Genomic DNA, 17,580 nt, shown 5'->3' with positions numbered 1-17,580 from the left:
ATTTACTGTAGCAAGAGTTTTAAAATATGTCTGATTTATTTAATTATTTTTATCCATTCACCGGGTTTTGGCTCACCTAGGGGATAATAACCATTAATGAGTCGTAACTGTTGCTCGGTGTATCTACCAAGCCGAATTTGTTTGGCTAATGCCGCAAATGTGGTTTTATCGTTCGCTTTTACATAATGAATGGTATTGGCTTTTGGTGGTTTTCGGGCCCCCATTGCAGGGCGAAAGCTATGAATACTGCTTAAAAACAATTCATCGTAATTAACGTTGTCAGCGGGTTTAAATACTGAGCCAGTAAGAATATAAGCTCGCCGTCCTTGATACAGCACAGCTACGCGTTGCGGTTTCGGTAATGATTTATTATGGATAATGCCCTTGTGACCCATTAAGCCGTATTGCGAAAAGTCTTCAGACTGGGCGAGTAAATCAGTACTAAAATAATTGCGAATAAATTGCCCCGGCGGAATGGGTTGAGCCAAATTTTTTACTTCTATTTTTATTTCTGCTGACTCATTTTGAGGAGCGCCTACAATGGCTTTACGCTGGTTTTCAACCTCCCACTCTTTGGGGAAAACTAAAGTAAAACCGAGTTTGTTATGAATATATCGATTTTCGTCTTTCTTTTTCGCGTCTGCCGCTTGTTTAGCTTGCGTCATCATTGCCGCATAGTTATTGCCAAACACCAGCCCTTCCATTGCTTTACGAAAACGCACATTCTGCTTGTTGTAATTAGATTGCTCCGACGGTTCGTACGTGCCTGCTTTTGCCACTACTTCTTTTAACCGTACGTCGTTTCTTGGGTGGCTGGCAAATACACCATGATAACTGCGCGGCTTTTGTCCGGCATCTTTCGCGCGGTAACGTGAAAATTTTTCATGATCTTTCAGTACACCAATGGCTTGCACCATTGCTTGTGGGTCGTAACCTGTGCGGTATAAATACTCGGCACCAAATTGATCGGCTTCTAGCTCCATGTCTCGGCCATAACCTTTTACCGCCGCGGTGCTCCATAATGACGTTACATCACCCATTGCCATGCTACCCGTAGTTAATACAGATAAAAACGATAACACGCCTGCGCCTTTTCTTGCGGCGTCTTGCCGTACTGCATGGCGTGCCGTTACATGGCCAATTTCGTGCGCCAGTACTGCGGCAAGTTGCGCTTCAGAGTTTAAGTAAGCTAACAGCCCCCGGTTAATAAAAATATAACCCGCAGGCAGTGCAAAGGCGTTAATGTCTGGCGAATCTATAATGGTAAACACGTATTCGTATTCTGGACTGTCACTTTTTGCTGCAACCTGCTGTCCAATCTCTTCAATATACTTTTGTAACTGTTCGTCTTTGTATATCGGCATCGATTTTATGATTTTTTCGTAGTTTTCTTTGCCAATTTCTTTCTCACGACTTTTTGACATTAATACTGTATCGATGGAGCCCGTAGCAGGGTTTACCGCACAGCCTTGCAAACTTAATCCTAAACCAATTGCACTAGCGGCAATTAGCCAGCCAGAATAAGCACTTACTAACGCTGCTGTTTTAAAAAGCGGCTTAGATTTTGAAGTTGGTAAAGCCATGCTATTTCCTTAAATTAAGTTACTGGTTTAAACATAAATAAAGTAACGCTATAACGATTCGTCATCATCTGAAGAGGCGCTATCTAAACCTAAAAATACGCGCAACTGGGCGCCCATTGCTTTACAGGCATCGCCTTGAACAGGTGCGATAATAGGAATAGGAACAACAATTGCTGGCATGTAAGACGTACCATCAGCGGTGCTACTTACTTTGCCAATTAACGTTTTGGTTTTGTAATCCCAAATAGACGCTTCGTAATCTGCTTTTTTATCCCAACTGCCAAAACCAAAACAACTAAATCCCGCCGCGGTTAAACCGCAATTTATTTGCCCAAAACTATTCATGGTTTGGGTGCTGCCATCTACCCATACAAAATAACGCACGTTGTAATCATCAATAATGTTGGCGAGTTTTTCGTGCTCAACTAAGCGATACAGATCTTTCGCGCGAACAGGAGCCGTTCTGGGTTCAAACCACGGGTATAAGCTGTCTACAAATTCAGCTTCGGGAATTACATGAATGTTTGTTGAGCCGCTACTTAATACTTTGCCAACACAATCAACCAAGTCAGGCTCAGTTTCATAATCCGTTCCGCTTCGTCGACCAATCACCACGACGGACTCGCCTTCAATAATATTGGTTTCTGCACGACGAGTTTCGTCGATAGTCACGGTGGTACAACCGCTTGATATAACAATGGCTATCAATGAAAAGAGAGACAGCAAGGAAGCGTATGTCTGTCGAATGTATCCGTGCAGTTTGCTAACACTTTGCGTACATAGAGTGCAGCTGGGTTTTCGATTGCGTTGCTTACCGTAAACCCTCACGTTTTCTGTTTTATCAACGCTTGATTCTTCAGCACTTACTGTATCAACACTTATTGTATTAATAGGAGCCGTATAATTTGCCCTGCTAGTTAACCACATACTCAACCTCTCTTGCCGTGCATTGGCTGGCTTTCTCTGCTGCTACTTTGTGACCTATTAAAAGCCACAAGCGGGTATTTACTTGTTCATCTTTTTTTCACTACTTTTACCACTACTATTGTTACTGCTTTATTTGAGCCCATTCTAGTTGCTCGCTTTGTCTTGTTTTGTTGCCTACTCACATAACAACTAATTGTTAGACAGCTAATTATTAGGCGACTAATGATTAGACAACAGGGAAGCATTAGCCGTTTCCAAACTTGCTAATTTTGCGTTCTGTTTTTTCAACCATGCATTAATCTCTGGTACTTTGGTAAATGTAAGCGACACGCCCGCCCCTAGATCACGCAATGCAATGACCATGGCTTGATTAAGTGCTTCTTCATTTGATGTCATAAAGCCAACAGGTGTTTTGCCATACGCGGTTAAAATCCAGTCTGCGATTAATTCACCGTCTGGTTCATATACGCGCAGGTTGTACTTCATCCATACTTCGTACATTTTCACTTTGGTTTCTTTAGGTAAGTTATATTGAAAATCAGTTAGTACTGGCGACAAGACTAAATCCACATTGTTTGCCATGGTTTCTGGTTCAATTGCTCTATTACGTTGTGTTGCGGCGGTTACATGCGACAATGGTACAACCGCTTCAAACATGGCAGGTAAAATGGTGGAAAATAGCTCTGTTTGAGCGTCTCCAATATCAATATGCCACTCGGCTCGCCCTTTTGCTGATTCCACATATTCGTAATTTCGAAATGCATCGTCGTATACCACGCCCAAGGTATAAGGTAATTGATTTACTATCGGCGTAGGATAGTCCCCTTCAACTTTAAAACTAGACGAGCAACTGATTAGCAATATGGAACTTGCGGCTAACAGCACGCCGAGCCAACTCGTTTTGTTTAATGTTTTATGCCCAAGTTTTACCATCCTATTCTCCTTTGCTATTACGCCTAGGGTTTAAAATCGTTTAGCCCCACAAATGTGCCGCCATTTCTGTGTGTGAGTTCTCGCATTAATGTAGCAAATCGAATGCCCGTAGCTTGTAAATTTTCAGGGCGTGAAAACTGCACTGGAAAGCCCACGGCATGAATTCGCACCATGCGCTCTTTGTTTTGGTTCATACGGTTGAGCCGCTCTACTGTGTCGAGCACTTGTTTAATCGACCGACCAGAAAATTCGTCACCAAATACATACAGGCTAATTTTTTTGTTTTGGTCGTAAAAACTTCTTATCGCACGTTGTACACCTTCAACTGGCGACGAATTACTAAACGGATTCCAGCTGCGTAGCCGCTTGATTATGGCTTTGCGACGCCCCGGCGTATCGGGGATCCATTTTCCACGGTAGTTGGTAAACATGTAATCGCCCATGTCGTTCATAATTTGTAAGCCTTTTACTTGCGGATATATATCAAGAGTAGCAATTAGCTCGTCCATCATGCGCTGCCAACCATAATTAAACATACTGCCAGAGGTGTCGATAATAAAAATGATGTACTCGCTATCGACTGGGATCCCTGCAATCATATTATTTTTACGTTGATAACTTTGTCCCAGTAGCCGTTCCATCTCTTCAGTTAAGCTTTGTAATGCAAGGGTAAGTTTACCTAGCTCTTCACTGCTCATTGATGCTGCTTTAGCAATTTGCGCATACTGGGTTTCTAGCGTAGCAAGTTGTGTTTTAAGAATGGCAATGCGTTTTTTTTCTAACGACAGTTGTTCATGTTTGGCGTTGAGATCGCGATTATAAACAGTCGTTTCACCGCGAATGGTGAATAAGGTTTGTTGCAGCTTTTCGACTTGTCCATCTAAATTAACGGTAGACTCTTCTAACACCACAGGCTCAGTGGTTTTTGTGATCATAAGTAACAACACAATAGCGCCAAAGCCACAACAAATGACATCTAAGAAAGACACATTAAAATGTTCTGAATTACGACGGTTAGCATGACTCATGGCCAGTCCTTAGCGGGGCTGATAAATGAGCCGCGAGATGCCAGTGCTAATTTCCAAAAAGCGGAGGCAGCCATAGGATCGCCTTCCATCGGCCATAGCAGCACATTAATAGGTATGCCTTGCGGCATCACTGAAACTGCGTTTTTAAACAATTCCAGCCTATCTTTCGCACTTACTGTATTACTTTTTGGTGCGCTTAACCCTTGTGTAGGTAGACCATCTGTTAATAAAAACACGTTGTCCGGCAGCGGATCCATTTGTGCAATTGCCCAAAATGCTTTAACTAAACTGGTGCCGCCTTCTGGCACTTGTTCCCGCAGCGCTTTTACTACTAGCTCAAGTTGATCTCTATCTTCGGTTAATAACCACTCGTTGGCCGTGGTCGCTAAGGCGGGTTTAACCTGCGTATTAAAGGTAAGAATTTGATATTGGCTTTGTATTGGCAATTGCGCGGTTAACCATTCAATGGTCATAATGGCGCGTTGCCACTTTTTAGACGAGCGTTTTGTGTCGTCCGACATATTTTTACGGCGAATAATATTTACAATATCTTCATCTAGCATGCTAGCCGAGATATCAAGCAAGATAACAATGCGATTACCACCTAAGTTAAGCCCCGTTAAATATTGCCTATTACCTGTTCCTACAAAACGTCTTACTTGATTGCCTTGTTGCTGTTCATCTTCTAGCTTCTTCTTTTCTTGCGCGATAGTTTTTAATTTTTCTTCAAGTAATTTAATTTGTTGATCGCTGTCTAAACTATCTAATTCGACAATTTTGTCTTCTACCGCATCAATTTGATCATTAATCCTTCTTGCTAATCCTTCAGCGGTCACTAATTGCTGATCCAGTTCTGATACGGTGTTTCGCACTCGGACTAGCTGCTCTTGTCCGTCTTGTATGTCTTCTTCAAGTAAAGACACTTCTGCCAGCAAGTCTTGATTTTCTATCTCAATTTTATTGTCTACGTCGTGTTTAATGATTAAAAAAACCAACACAACCGCGCCGAATCCGCACGACATAATATCGAGAAAAGATAAGCTGAAGGCGGAAAACGAACGCTTACGAGCCATACATTCCCTCGCTGGGAGTTAACGTATCTGTTTCTGGTTTGCTGGTTACATGAATAATTTTCAGTACATCGTCACTACCAAGTATGCGTATTTCGTCTCCTGTAGTTATAGCGATACGCTCTGAGTCTGCTAATGATTTGCCATTAACTTGAATGATGCGTTTTTCTTGCTGCGTGAGTACTGTTAAGTAAAGTTGGTTACGTTCACGAGTAAACTTGCAACAAGCATGGGATGATGGTGAAAGTGACAATACAAGCCGACTTGCGAGCCGACTAATATCGCTGCGGTTAATTTCACAATACAGCCCTTGTGCATTTATAGGACAAGCGTTGTTGTTTAATAAAACATGCTGCCTAGCTGATGCGCTAACTTCTTTACTCGCCTGTTTTTCTGGGTGTGAAAACTCTGGGTGTGAAAACTCTGGGCGTGATAGCTCTGAATGTGAAAGCTCTGAGTGTTTAAGCCCAGAATGTTTGAGTGAACGGGCAGAGGAAATAGATGAAGATTGGATGTCGGTATCATGCGCATGCTGACGCACCATTTCTGCACTAATATGAAACGGCACCGATGAAACATAATGCACGTCGTCATCATCAAATAATATGTGCTGTTGAAATTGACATATTTGATGTGCAATTTGCCTATGACTGACCCCTTTATCATGAATGTGGATGTCAATAGATGGCATTTTTAGCCGAACCTCATCTACTTCATGATGCAATTCAGCCGACAATCCTGAAATACTGGCTAACTGCTGCCCCATCACAATATGCAGCGAAGCAGGAATGCCGTGCAACGATGCCGTTTTTTGATGTGCACCGCAATGCAACTGCATAAATGTATTTAACCCCTGCTTAATTTGATGAAACAGAGGTTGAGATTTAGCGATCAGCGTTTTTCTATCCACTTTTACCTGCTTGTCATCGATTGCGACTTGCACCACATCGCTGCGGGCTGAGTGCACAGGCTGGATTAATAAGTCAGGTAACAGGTTATATAAGGCTTGTTCTGAGTTAGCATGATGCAAAGGATCAAACCGACAACTGTGGACAAATTCATTGGTTAATAAGTGTGCCCATTGCTTATAAATATCGACAAGGCCGCATTGGTTAATCACGTAATGATCCGACAATTGCAGCTGATACTCCGCTTGCTTATTAAGCTCGGTAAGGTGCTTAGGTGAACGTGGTATACGGGCGATGTCAGAGGCTTGCGCTGTTAACGCAGACTCTAATCCTGCATCTGTTATTTGATATAAACTTAACAGCACATGATGCAGGTGCAATTCTGCATATATAATCTGATGCTCAAACGCAGTACCGATATTACGGGTAAAATTAATCGCCGACTCTGTGCTCGCTAATAAGCCATTGTCCACAATGCCTATCACTTCGAACGGGCATTGTTCTGCAATGCCCAGCAATAACGCCAGCTGTTCTTGATTAAAATGACTGGGAACCGCCAAGATGATGTGTTCACAACTTGTATCATGCTGATAAAGGTGCAATAAGTGCTGATACGCCAAGTCAGCAAAATTAGCGACTAACTTATGGTCAAAAGACAGCGGTTCTAACGATAGGCGATGCCAGAAATGGTCTACACAACGCAGTGGATGTAATCTAGATTGTTGCCATGCTTGTTCACCAAACAGAATCTCGTCATCATTCACTACCGCTATCGCCATACTTTGCCAAGCACGTTGCGTATAGGGCTCTGAATTTTTTTTCGATGTGGCAATATGGCTAGCATCGTCTGTTGTACGCTTGCTGGCGACCGTATAACACACCGACACATCGTTTATTTCTATAATTCCAACACTGTGTAATGGATTGATTTTATTCATATCACTTTTCTCATCTTACAGCTGGCCTGTTTTTAAGTGTGACAATAACTTATCGTCGCAATAATCTAAGGTTCGTTGGACTAAGCGCTCTTGTTGTAATTGCAGTTGATGGGAAAAAAACATGATAAAAATACTGATCACCAAAGCAATAAAAGTCGAGTTAAATGCCACGCCTAAATTGAGTGTTACGCCTGCAATATCGCCTTCTACTGCGCGATGCGCTTGCCCCAATGCCGCTCCTATACCGCGCACGGTACCAATAAACCCAATCGACGGAATTGCCCAACCAATGTAGCGGATCATCGATAATTCACTGTCTAACCTATCTGCCTCTGCATCACAGGCATCTTTTACCGCTGTTGCAGCAGCTGCAACATCTTCCGTTGAGCCAAACCGTTGCAAACCAAGTAACAATACTCGTGGCGCTAAACGCCGTTGTTCAGACGCAGGTAATTGCTGAATAACACGGGCATAATTGCGCGTATCATCCGGCAGAATACTGGTGCCTTCATTCAGTGTTAATAAATCACGGTGCAATGCCGCACGTTCTTTTTTTAGCAAATAGGCTTTATGTCCCATAATGAGCAACGCCCACAACATCAGCACTAAGCAGGTTTCTTGTTCATAATCTTTAAGCACCACATATACCGAGCGCTGCTCTACATAAACTTCACCCGCCGCTTGTTGTGCCATTTGATGCTGCACAATGGCGTCGGCATTTGGTCTGATTAACATCACGTATATTGAATGAATAACGATAAACGAGAACATTAATGCAAACAGTTGATACAAAAATTCTGAACCTGATTCTTTTCTCATTATTCGTACTCGCTATATATCAATCGGGAAAGACACGGCTAAATCTTCTGAGATTTCTTCTGTAGGAATAAATCGCTCTTTATTGGAAGCCTGCTGTGCTGTGTCGCCTTGTTGCTGCGAGCTTTCTGGTTTACTGTTCACCTTAGAGTCGGCCGCTTGCTGCTCTTCAGGTGTAACTGTTTCAGGCGGTGGTGTGGCCGCTGTTGTTGAACGCGCATTCGCCAAAGAGGCTCTGTACAAATCCGTTAATGTGTAATTTGGCTGCGCTTGCGCCTGACTTAATTCCACCACGGTTGAGCTGTTATTATTGCCTTGCTCAATATCTTTAATGTATGAAGACTGATAAGAATGAATGCCTACACCCGCGCCTAATAGCATTAATGGCGCAAGCTTGATGGTCCCCGAAAGTAGACTCGATAAGCTGGAACTTATGCCCGTTTCTGAACCTAAAGAAGGCGCAGATTTCTGTGGCATCATGACTGAACTTGAATAAACCTTACTATTACGCATAGCTCCCCCATTAAATAACTTCACCGCTTTTACTTATTTGATCCCCATTAATAACGTGTAACTTTCCTAACCTAAACACCTAGGTGTATAGGAAAGCGTGCCAATGCACGAGGTCTCGTTAAGTAAAGCGGGTGTGGGCCTTACTATTTCTGGCAAGTTTTTGTGAATGCTTGTTCATTCACCCTAGCTTGTCAGTACCGCATAAATGTTTAACCCTGTATTATTTTGTATTGTTAAATTTTGTATAGTTAACTTTTGTATAGATAAATTCTATCTTGTTTATGATGACCTTAATTAGCTTGTGCTAATTGACTGGCCGACTGCAAACCACCTTTCTCTTCTGGTGGTGTTTCTGTTTCGTCTTGTGACTTTTCATCTACATAGCGGGCAATTCTAAACCCAACATCAGTGCGGCCTTCAAAGCCATAGTCGCGATAAGCAAGCCGCAATGTGGTCATGGTGCCATGGCGCCAACTTGAACCTCGGATCACATGAAAGTCACTTTTCGTTTTACCAACAGGATCAACTTCCGCCTTTAATGATAATCCTGTTTTAATTTGGTAATAATCATTCGTCCACTCTGCTACATTTCCCGCGAGATCCGCGATCTCTTCAATTAAATCGCCTTGAAAGGTATTCACCGGAGCAGCCACAATAAATCCGTCATCGTAATTAGGTACGATATTCCCCAAAATACTTGCAGCAGTGCGGTCTGCAAAATTGCCTGACTGCACACTAGGAGGTAGTTGTTGCCCCCAGCTATATTTAGTGGTGGTCAACGGAGCGGCAAATGCCGAGGATAATTTGGTGCTAGCCGTCATGGTAGAGGTGTCAGCCATTTTTCCTTTATAACGCGCTAGCCACGTAAACTCAGCTTCGGTAGGCATGCGATATCCATTTGATGATTCATTCATTCCTACCACCACACCCTCTTCAACTTTATAAAATGCAGGTAGGTTTTCCTGTTCTGAAAGCCAATTACAATAAAGTGCAGCTTGATTCCAAGTTACTTTTACAACTGGAAAGTTTTCATTGTTTAAGCTATTTCCCTGTACATTGCCAGAAGAGTGCATCCGTTCAAAACGGCGAAATTGCTTATTGGTTATTTCATACTTAGAAATATAAAACGGGCGAGTTAACTTAACAGTATGCCGAGCCTCGTTAGCACGACGCCCTTGCTCACGCCGAGAAGAACCCATCATAAAAGTGACGTTAGGCTTAAATAGCTTTAGTTCTGGTCCTGCATCAAGCGTAATTTGGCGGGCAATGGTTTCCCATTTATGCTGCTCTGTAGTTTTTAATTGAATATTTAATACTTGTTGCTGGCTGGGTAATGGCGTAACTGTGGTTGAATAGTCTACAAAGCCGTCTTTTTTCACTACCACTTCATGCGCTTTTGCAGATAAACGAACGGTTTGCGATGCCCTGCCCATTAAAATGCCATCAATATAAAGTAACGCGTCACTAGGATTAGCTTGTAATTTTATCTCACCTAAATCGGGCTGTAGATTAATGGTGAGCTTGTCGGTTTCGCCTGACGCTAATTGCACTGTTTTAGTGGCGGCTTGGTAGCCATCTTTGAACAACGTAAGTTGATGCTTTTCATCAGGTAATAGCGCCACACTAAGCGGAGTATTTCCTAAAAAAACGGGGGCTTGGTTAGGCCGAGTTAACGTAACTGACGCATTGGAGGGCTTAGAGCCAACCACTAACTCGCCATCTAAACGCGTAAGCAGCACATCGTTAAGGGAAAATGCTTGCCCGGGAGTGAGGCTAATGTCTTTACGCCATGATTTAAACCCTGGCTTTTCAATGGTAACCAAGTAATCCCCAGCTATAACTGGCGTAACAATGGGTGTTTCACCCAGCATCCATAAACCTGAACCGACTTGCTTTGAAAGGTTTTTCTGAGTTAATTTCACCTTTGCATCTAACGGGGTTGAAGCGATGTTCACATCAGCCCAATTAGGCGCTAAAGTAACCGATATCACTTGATGAGAGTCAGCGCCGTTCACCGTTATTTCTTGCTGATAAGGCTGATACCATTTAGATTTAATCGAGAGTAAATACTGGCCTGCTTCAACATGTTCAATTCGCTCTAATAGGTTACCAACTACTTCATCGTTTAACGAAACCGTGGCCTGCGCTAGCACATTTTCTTGGGGGGTTGGCGTGGCTAATACTTCTACTGTAATGTGACCGGGCAGTATTTGCAGCGTAAGTGGCAATAGTTGATTTTGTGCTTTACCCACTGAAATAGTTTGTTTTAATGGCTGAAACCCTTCTGCGTGGGCAGTTACCTGATAATCACCGGGTAGCATTAAGTAGTGATCAGCTAATTCAAATAGTACGCCGCCTTCAACGTTAATTTGCGCAGTGACTGGCTCACCTAAATTAGATTCAGTGGAAAAGCGTACCGCCTTAGCGGTAAATAAAAACCATATCACTACGGCTCCCGCCAAAAGCAATATACCAAGAACTACAAGCGCAGGCTTAATAACAATGCTTAATCCTGAGCGCTTTACTTGAGTCGGTGTAAAACTGGTGGGTTTTATTACCGTATCATTGACGTTGTGCTTTAAAGACATACTACTTCCTTCTTACGAATACGAGTGATGCCGCTTTTACCACTATTTTGAAGACGTATCTTCAATGGCATTAGGTGTACATTAGATATAACGCCGCCATATATTTATATCGGCGCGAAACAACTTCAATTAACTATTTTTTCTTCACATCGCACCACTACTGTTAACGGTGTTGCATAGGGTTCAAGTGTAAATTCCTGTCTTACGTCGCGATAACCTTGGCGCGTACCAATGGCCGTGTATTTGCCCGGCGTTAACTTTACTTGTTTGTCAGAAAACGCACCCAACGTACCTAATCGATGTAATTTTACTAATGTTTGATTATCAGATTGCAGGTTAACTAATACTGGTTTTTTTATAGCTGCAAGTAATTGGTTTAGCTCATTAATCTGTTTTTGCAATATTGGGCCAGCTGATTTAATCCCTTTTGCATCGGCCAAGGTACGCTGCGCAGCTTGATACACACGCGCATCAGCAAGCCTTAATGGTTTATCAATGGCGTGTGATATTTTTTTATCGAGTTGCAATCGGGTGTTCGTTTTTATTAGTCCGACTTTTGCTTTTACTAAACTTTTATCTACATCCAATATTGCTTGATAGGTGTTTTTTGCTTGTTGCCACGCCTCTTTCTTTTCCGCAGTTTGCGCCTGCTTAAAGAGTTTACTAACTTGTTGTTGACGCTGTTTGTTACCGCTTAATGTAACCCCTTGCTTTGCTTGCTTGGCATTTGGCTTGATAGCAAGTGCCTGTTCAAATGCTTGTTTAGCGGCATGAAATTGATTTGCACTTAACGCGGCGTATCCAACCGACATTTTATGCTGATAGTTGTGATCTTTAATTGTGCTGGAAACCTTCTCGACCAACTTTGTTGCACGCTGCGAATGTCTATCTAACTCAACCGCTTGTTTCGCCATAGTCAGCGCCTGCGCTAATGAGTCTTGAGTTTTCGGTGCTTTTAACGCTAGATTGACTTGTTTTTCAATATCAATAATTTGCTTTAATACCGTTGCGCTACTTAGCCCTTGCTGCGCCTTCTGATCATCCTGATCAATAGCTAGTGCCAATTCAAAGTGCTGCTGCGCTTTGTTTGCTTTACCTTGTTCAATTGCAGCCAATCCGCTTTTAACCTGCTGATTAAATACGCGGTCAGTACGCGCTTCAAGCTCTTCAAAAATCGCTAACGTTTTTGCGTAGCCTTGTTTAGCTTGTTCAAACTGACGCTGGCGATATTCAAGGTCAGCTTGCTCTGCTGTTGCCATCGCTAATTGATAATCAGCAAGCCCCCATTGTGTTACTTGCTGTTTTTCTAATCGGCTTTGTAAAGTAACAATACGCGATAAAATATCCTGCGCTTCACGTCTTTGTTTCGCCAGTTGCGCATCCTGCCAAGGCGACTCTTTAATGGCAGTTATTCCAGCTTGGTTTGTTTCCGCACCGTTTTGAATGCTTTGTTGAGACTGTGTGGAAAGCGAACTATTTGGATCAGTTAGTGCGACCTGCACCTTGCCGGGTAACCAAAACACCACGATCGCGGTCAGCGCACTAAACAAAATAAACGCAAGCGTCTGCCATTTTGCCTGCTTCCACCAAGGCACATAAAAGTCATCTGCATCTGCCATAGCATCTGTGCCTGCTTGGCTGGAACGCTTTACTACATCAAGACTTTCATCTGTCTGCTTTGTATGTGATTTATTTTCTTCCATATTAAAACACTACCACCTTAATTATTGAGCCTACTGACTTGCGCTAACTTTCACTTGTTGTGTTAACTCAATGAATGACCCTTTGTTCAGCAGTCGAGTCTAATTTATAAATGTCGTGCAGTATTTCTCGCCATTGCTTGTATTGATTCTCTACTGTACCAGTTAGTGTTACCGTACGGTCTTCTAACTCGATCACTTGTGGTTCGATGCTCGCTTCTAGCGAATCACCGAGCTCTTGCAGTGCTTCAACATGAATTTGCGCTTCGGCTTCTTTGTCAAAACCGCTTTTAGTTATATATGATCCCGCTGCGGCTGCCACACTTCCCGCTGCTCGACCTAACTGGCTATTCGACTTACCCATTGCAAGCACCCCCGTCAGTACTGCTGCAATACCCGTAATCTTGCTACGATCTGCACTGCGCTGTAATGCTCGCATGGCCATTACTTCCGAGTAACTTTCTTTGCGCCATTGCTGATAAGGCAGTTTCATGGTGCGGGCAAAACCGCCATAGTATTCTTGTAGCGTGTCTATATATAAATAGTCGCGTTCTCTAATTTGTCTAATACGATTAAACATAGGATCTTGTTCAGACGGTAGTCGCACAACAACAAGTAACCCGTCTTCATCTTTTCGTAAATACGGTTCAAATGCTTGCGGTGAGAACATTGCAGCAAATTTAAGTTCAGCAACGGTATGAATAGTGGCTAGCTCATTCATTGCTAAGCTTCTGCGGTAATTTAGAATATCGTTGGCGATTCGGTTGTACACATCCTGAAACGGATCAATATCCACTTTATTGCGTCTATCATAAGCATAACGGCTTGATTTATCTTCATATTGGCGTGTAAACCAGTGTTTTCCAGTCGCGTCCTGCACCGATATTTCAAGGCTTAATATTTCACCGTCAGATTGTAAAATTGTGCCATCTACTAACACATCCACTACCGCTTCGCTGCTAGGCACTACCCTTACCGCGCCCCACGCCGCACTCTGTTGAATGGTTTCCATCAACAGGTAAGAGAAATAGCGCGATTCAGCATGACGAATTTCCGCAAATACGATCTCATCTTCATCACTCTCGTCTTCTTCGCGTGCTAATCCAGGATCGAATAATTTAATCCCTACATCTAGCAACATTGTTTCTGGCAGTTCTTCACGTTCTTGAATCACAGGCGTCACCGAGGTGCTTTTTACTTCAGTAGTCGACATACACCCTTGTAGCATTACGGCTGTTGATAACAACAAAAGCATCAATATTCGTTGCCCCACTAACTGTCCCAGAGAAGTATAATTTTGAGTATTGCTCATTCGTCTTCCCCTCTTACTTGGTTTTTATATTTACGATATTCCTGCCATAGTTTTTCTCGTAGCTCTGGATCTTGCTCTTTTAGCGCAGCTTCACGAATTTGCCTTGCTACCACATCGTCATCGCTACCATCGGGAATATCGACTGGCGCGGGCGCTGCAGGTGCCGTGTGCTGATAATCGCCTTGTCGGGCGGTTGCTGGTAAATTAGGACGAGAACCACCACCTGATGCACCATTATCAATTCCGCCAGCGCTGGCTCCTTCACCTGCATTGCCAGACTGCACTGTGGTGGTGCCATAAGGATTATTGCCACCCTGACCGTCAGCTTCATCTAATCCTGCTTCGTCATATAATGGTCCTGTTGACGCTTGTTCTAATAAATCTTCACTGCCCTGTTCATCCGCTCTGTTTTGAATATATTCGCGTTCACGCAAAATCATGCCATCGTAATCGCCCATTGACTCATCTAGTTGCCCTTCCATTTTGGCAACTTGCTCTGACACCGTAAGTACCTGTTGACTACCAGCACTTCCTTGGCTTGATTGCTGAGCGGAGGCTGGGCTACCTTGCATACCGCCTTGACCTCCCGAGACGCTTGCTGATGCTGAGCTATTTGAAGATGAACTGGAGGAAGCACTTTGTGATGCTGATGACGAAGCCGACTGGCTACTCGAATTCGATGCGCTGGCCGCTGTTTGTTCTTCTTCTGAAAAGTCCACATCATCACTTTGCGATTGAGACTGCTGTCCTGTCATGGGGTCGTTATTAGCGCTTTCACTGTTATTTGCCCCCGCATTTTCCGCTGTTTGTTGCGCCTGTGCATCTGACTGACTACTGGCAGAAGATTGCTCGGTAGGCAATTGTGGCTCCATATAAATATCCGACTCTGATTGCGTGCCTTGTTGTTGCTCGGCAGAAGATGATGAAGCGGTTTGTGAGCTAGATTGACTTCCACTTGGCGCACTAGACTTGGAAGATGACTGGCGACTAGATGACGACGAGGTTTGCGATGACGAACTTGAACTGGACTGCGATGAACTGGATGACGCACTGGAAGGTGACTGCTGGCGTGATTGAGACTGAGACGACGAACTGCTTGATGTACTTGGCGAACTTGGCGGACTCGCTGATGGCGCACTAGGCGTGCTTGGTGGTTGTTGCTGCGAGGTTTGAGTAGACTCACATCCGGCCAACATCACCAAACATGCAGCACTGAATGTTATTAAGCAGCGACGATAATGACTCTTGCTGGTAGTAGAAGCATACGACTTAATGATGCTGGTTGCGATATTGTGTTTAGTCATGATGTCTTTACTCTTCTCACTTGCTGTTCAAGTATTAATGTCAATCCAGTCTGTTTTATTTATTGATACATAACAAAGCCTAGCTTGGTATTCAGTGCCACTTCGGGCTCGCCATTAACGATTTTTGGACGCAATTTTGCAGCCCTTAAACTACGGATCACTTTCGGGTGAACTTGTTCACCGTCATCTAAATTAGACTCAATAACTTCTATATTTCTCACTTTGCCAAAACGGCTCACATCAAACGAGACCAGCATGTATTTTTCTTCTTTATCGATATTTTCAATATTTTTCTCGGGTCTCAGTCCGCGTTTTGCATATTCAATTTGGGGCAATAGTTCTGGCGAATCGAACAGATCTTTAAATTGCATTTCGTCTGCCTGATGTAAGCTGAGTAATTCGTATGCTTCTTGGTAATTTTGAAACGCGGTAGAACGCTTATTGAACAGTAAAAACCAATCAGCCAACATTACTTGAGCACGCGCAATTACATAGGGGTGATCAGGTTCGTTCACTTTTATCACATCAATAATTTTTTGATGTGCTTCTCGGCCACGGCGATAACTCAACTGAATAAGGCGGTACATATCATCAACTTTTTTTGCTCCCATACTATGGGAGTTTTCAGCCGACATAGTTTGTACACGTGAAGATCGTTCGCCTTTATAAGTCGCAAAATAGTAATTAGTTAAAATAATGCCTTTTAACGGTCTTAATAAACGAATATCAGTAGGTGAGTAATGCTGCTCAATTAAATTAGCACCATGTATGAATAGAGAGTTAGCAGTGATCAAATGGGCTTCGTAGCTGTCACCTATTTTCAACGTGTATGCTTTAAGGTGCCACTGCGACAGTTTTTCGATTGCTGGCAAAGTTTCAATATTATTTTCACCATAATGCCTAAAGGTGAGCCAAAGGTAATATTGATATTTATTGTTTACTTCTTCCCACTTTTTCTGTGCCGCCAAGCTATATATCATGTGATCAATGATTTGCAGTTGCGTGATGTTGTATAGCCCTTCATGAATGCGAGTAAGGTGCATGGCACGGCCAAATATTTTATTCGCTTGTGCATGGCGATTTTTATGCTGATAGGCTAGCCCTAAACTAACCAGCTGCTGTGCAATACCATCACCATAATATCCAACCTGATCCTCTAGTGCTTCTATCGCATTTTCATACTCTATAATTCGCTTGTTAATCGATTCGATCGATTGACCGTCAAACATTTTATGCTTGGCTTTTAGTTGGCCATCACGAGAAAAAATACTGTCAGCTGAAATAACGCTATTTGGTTTATTGGGTATTTTGATGGTAACTGGCGGAAGTGGCGTAACAGGCGTGTAATTTGCCAATTTTAATCCGGTATTATTTGGTGCCTTACTTGGCTGTTCATCATCCAGCGCTTTCGCGTGAAGATTGCTCGAATTAATAGTCGTAAAAATAAGTAATATTAATGCCGTTGCTAACGCGTTAAGCCGGACTTGATAGCGAGCGACATTGGCGGCATGAAGATGCTGATAGACGCGTTGTCGAAAATTAACCAACCGCGTGACTTGCTTCAGAGTAGGAACCCAAAAGAGTAATGATCTTAAAAAATGATTCATAATTCCCCCACCAATAACCCGCTTGTTTGCTAAGTATATTCACGTGACCCAAATGCTATTGATTACAACAACTACATTAAGCAGCTTTATTTACCTAACTATTCACTCCGTCCTACTGGAAAACGCCTTGCTTGGCTAGGGTTGAAGGGGGACTACTCAATATCATGTCAATATTGAACACCTATAAACCTTAACTTTCAACGCGTACCGCTTTACTATCCAAGTAAACGGCGCAATCAATAACGTATCACTTTGCTGGTGGGCTAACTTCGCCTAAATAAAATAGAGAAACATGCATATAAAAACATTTAAAACAGCAAGTTACGCATCATATTTAAATAAATAACGGCTAC

At 42.9% G+C, this 17,580-nt stretch carries 13 protein-coding genes; all 13 read right to left on the bottom strand.

The genetic code is table 11. The annotated features are described in order from the left end of the window. Nucleotides 1-35 precede the first annotated feature (35 nt). Nucleotides 36-1,583 carry a M48 family metalloprotease gene (locus HUU81_RS04320; RefSeq protein WP_199611039.1) on the bottom strand — a complete coding sequence of 516 codons (1,548 nt, stop codon included), beginning with the start codon at nt 1,581-1,583 and terminating at the stop codon, nt 36-38. 48 nt (nt 1,584-1,631) lie between these two features. Continuing rightward, entirely contained in the window at nt 1,632-2,510 is an 879-nt protein-coding gene (locus HUU81_RS04315; RefSeq protein WP_199611038.1) for a hypothetical protein, read from the bottom strand. Between the two features lie 219 nt (nt 2,511-2,729). Beyond that, entirely contained in the window at nt 2,730-3,443 is a 714-nt protein-coding gene (locus HUU81_RS04310; protein WP_199611037.1) for a hypothetical protein, read from the bottom strand. A gap of 23 nt (nt 3,444-3,466) precedes the next feature. Further along, nucleotides 3,467-4,471: a vWA domain-containing protein gene (locus tag HUU81_RS04305; protein WP_199611036.1), complete on the bottom strand. Its 1,005-nt coding sequence runs from the start codon at nt 4,469-4,471 to the stop codon at nt 3,467-3,469. Then, a complete protein-coding gene (locus HUU81_RS04300) occupies nt 4,468-5,544 on the bottom strand; it encodes a vWA domain-containing protein (RefSeq protein WP_199611035.1) in 1,077 nt (358 codons plus the stop codon). Before HUU81_RS04300 ends, HUU81_RS04305 begins: the two co-directional genes overlap by 4 nt. Next, the gene (locus HUU81_RS04295; protein ID WP_199611034.1) at nt 5,534-7,387 is read right to left on the bottom strand and encodes a hypothetical protein; all 1,854 of its coding nucleotides are present in this window, start codon (nt 7,385-7,387) and stop codon (nt 5,534-5,536) included. The genes HUU81_RS04300 and HUU81_RS04295 overlap by 11 nt, the downstream gene beginning before the upstream one ends. 15 nt (nt 7,388-7,402) lie before the next feature. Continuing rightward, a complete protein-coding gene (locus HUU81_RS04290) occupies nt 7,403-8,206 on the bottom strand; it encodes a MotA/TolQ/ExbB proton channel family protein (RefSeq protein ID WP_199611033.1) in 804 nt (267 codons plus the stop codon). A gap of 12 nt (nt 8,207-8,218) precedes the next feature. Then, nucleotides 8,219-8,716, bottom strand: a complete 498-nt coding sequence (locus tag HUU81_RS04285) for a hypothetical protein (protein ID WP_199611032.1) — start codon at nt 8,714-8,716, stop codon at nt 8,219-8,221. Nucleotides 8,717-9,006: 290 nt separating this feature from the next. Then, nucleotides 9,007-11,304: a PEGA domain-containing protein gene (locus tag HUU81_RS04280; protein WP_199611031.1), complete on the bottom strand. Its 2,298-nt coding sequence runs from the start codon at nt 11,302-11,304 to the stop codon at nt 9,007-9,009. A gap of 125 nt (nt 11,305-11,429) precedes the next feature. Then, nucleotides 11,430-13,007: a tetratricopeptide repeat protein gene (locus HUU81_RS04275; RefSeq protein WP_199611030.1), complete on the bottom strand. Its 1,578-nt coding sequence runs from the start codon at nt 13,005-13,007 to the stop codon at nt 11,430-11,432. A gap of 67 nt (nt 13,008-13,074) precedes the next feature. Further along, entirely contained in the window at nt 13,075-14,316 is a 1,242-nt protein-coding gene (locus tag HUU81_RS04270) for a hypothetical protein (protein ID WP_199611029.1), read from the bottom strand. Beyond that, nucleotides 14,313-15,620: a hypothetical protein gene (locus tag HUU81_RS04265; protein WP_199611028.1), complete on the bottom strand. Its 1,308-nt coding sequence runs from the start codon at nt 15,618-15,620 to the stop codon at nt 14,313-14,315. Before HUU81_RS04265 ends, HUU81_RS04270 begins: the two co-directional genes overlap by 4 nt. Nucleotides 15,621-15,679: 59 nt before the next feature. Then, nucleotides 15,680-17,227 carry an energy transducer TonB gene (locus HUU81_RS04260; RefSeq protein ID WP_199611027.1) on the bottom strand — a complete coding sequence of 516 codons (1,548 nt, stop codon included), beginning with the start codon at nt 17,225-17,227 and terminating at the stop codon, nt 15,680-15,682. Nucleotides 17,228-17,580: the final 353 nt, after the last annotated feature.

It is taken from the genome of Flocculibacter collagenilyticus (assembly GCF_016469335.1).
GTDB classification, from domain to species: domain Bacteria; phylum Pseudomonadota; class Gammaproteobacteria; order Enterobacterales; family Alteromonadaceae; genus Flocculibacter; species Flocculibacter collagenilyticus.
The sequence above is the reverse complement of the archived record's forward strand: the minus strand, read 5'-3'. Positions and strand labels throughout refer to the sequence as shown.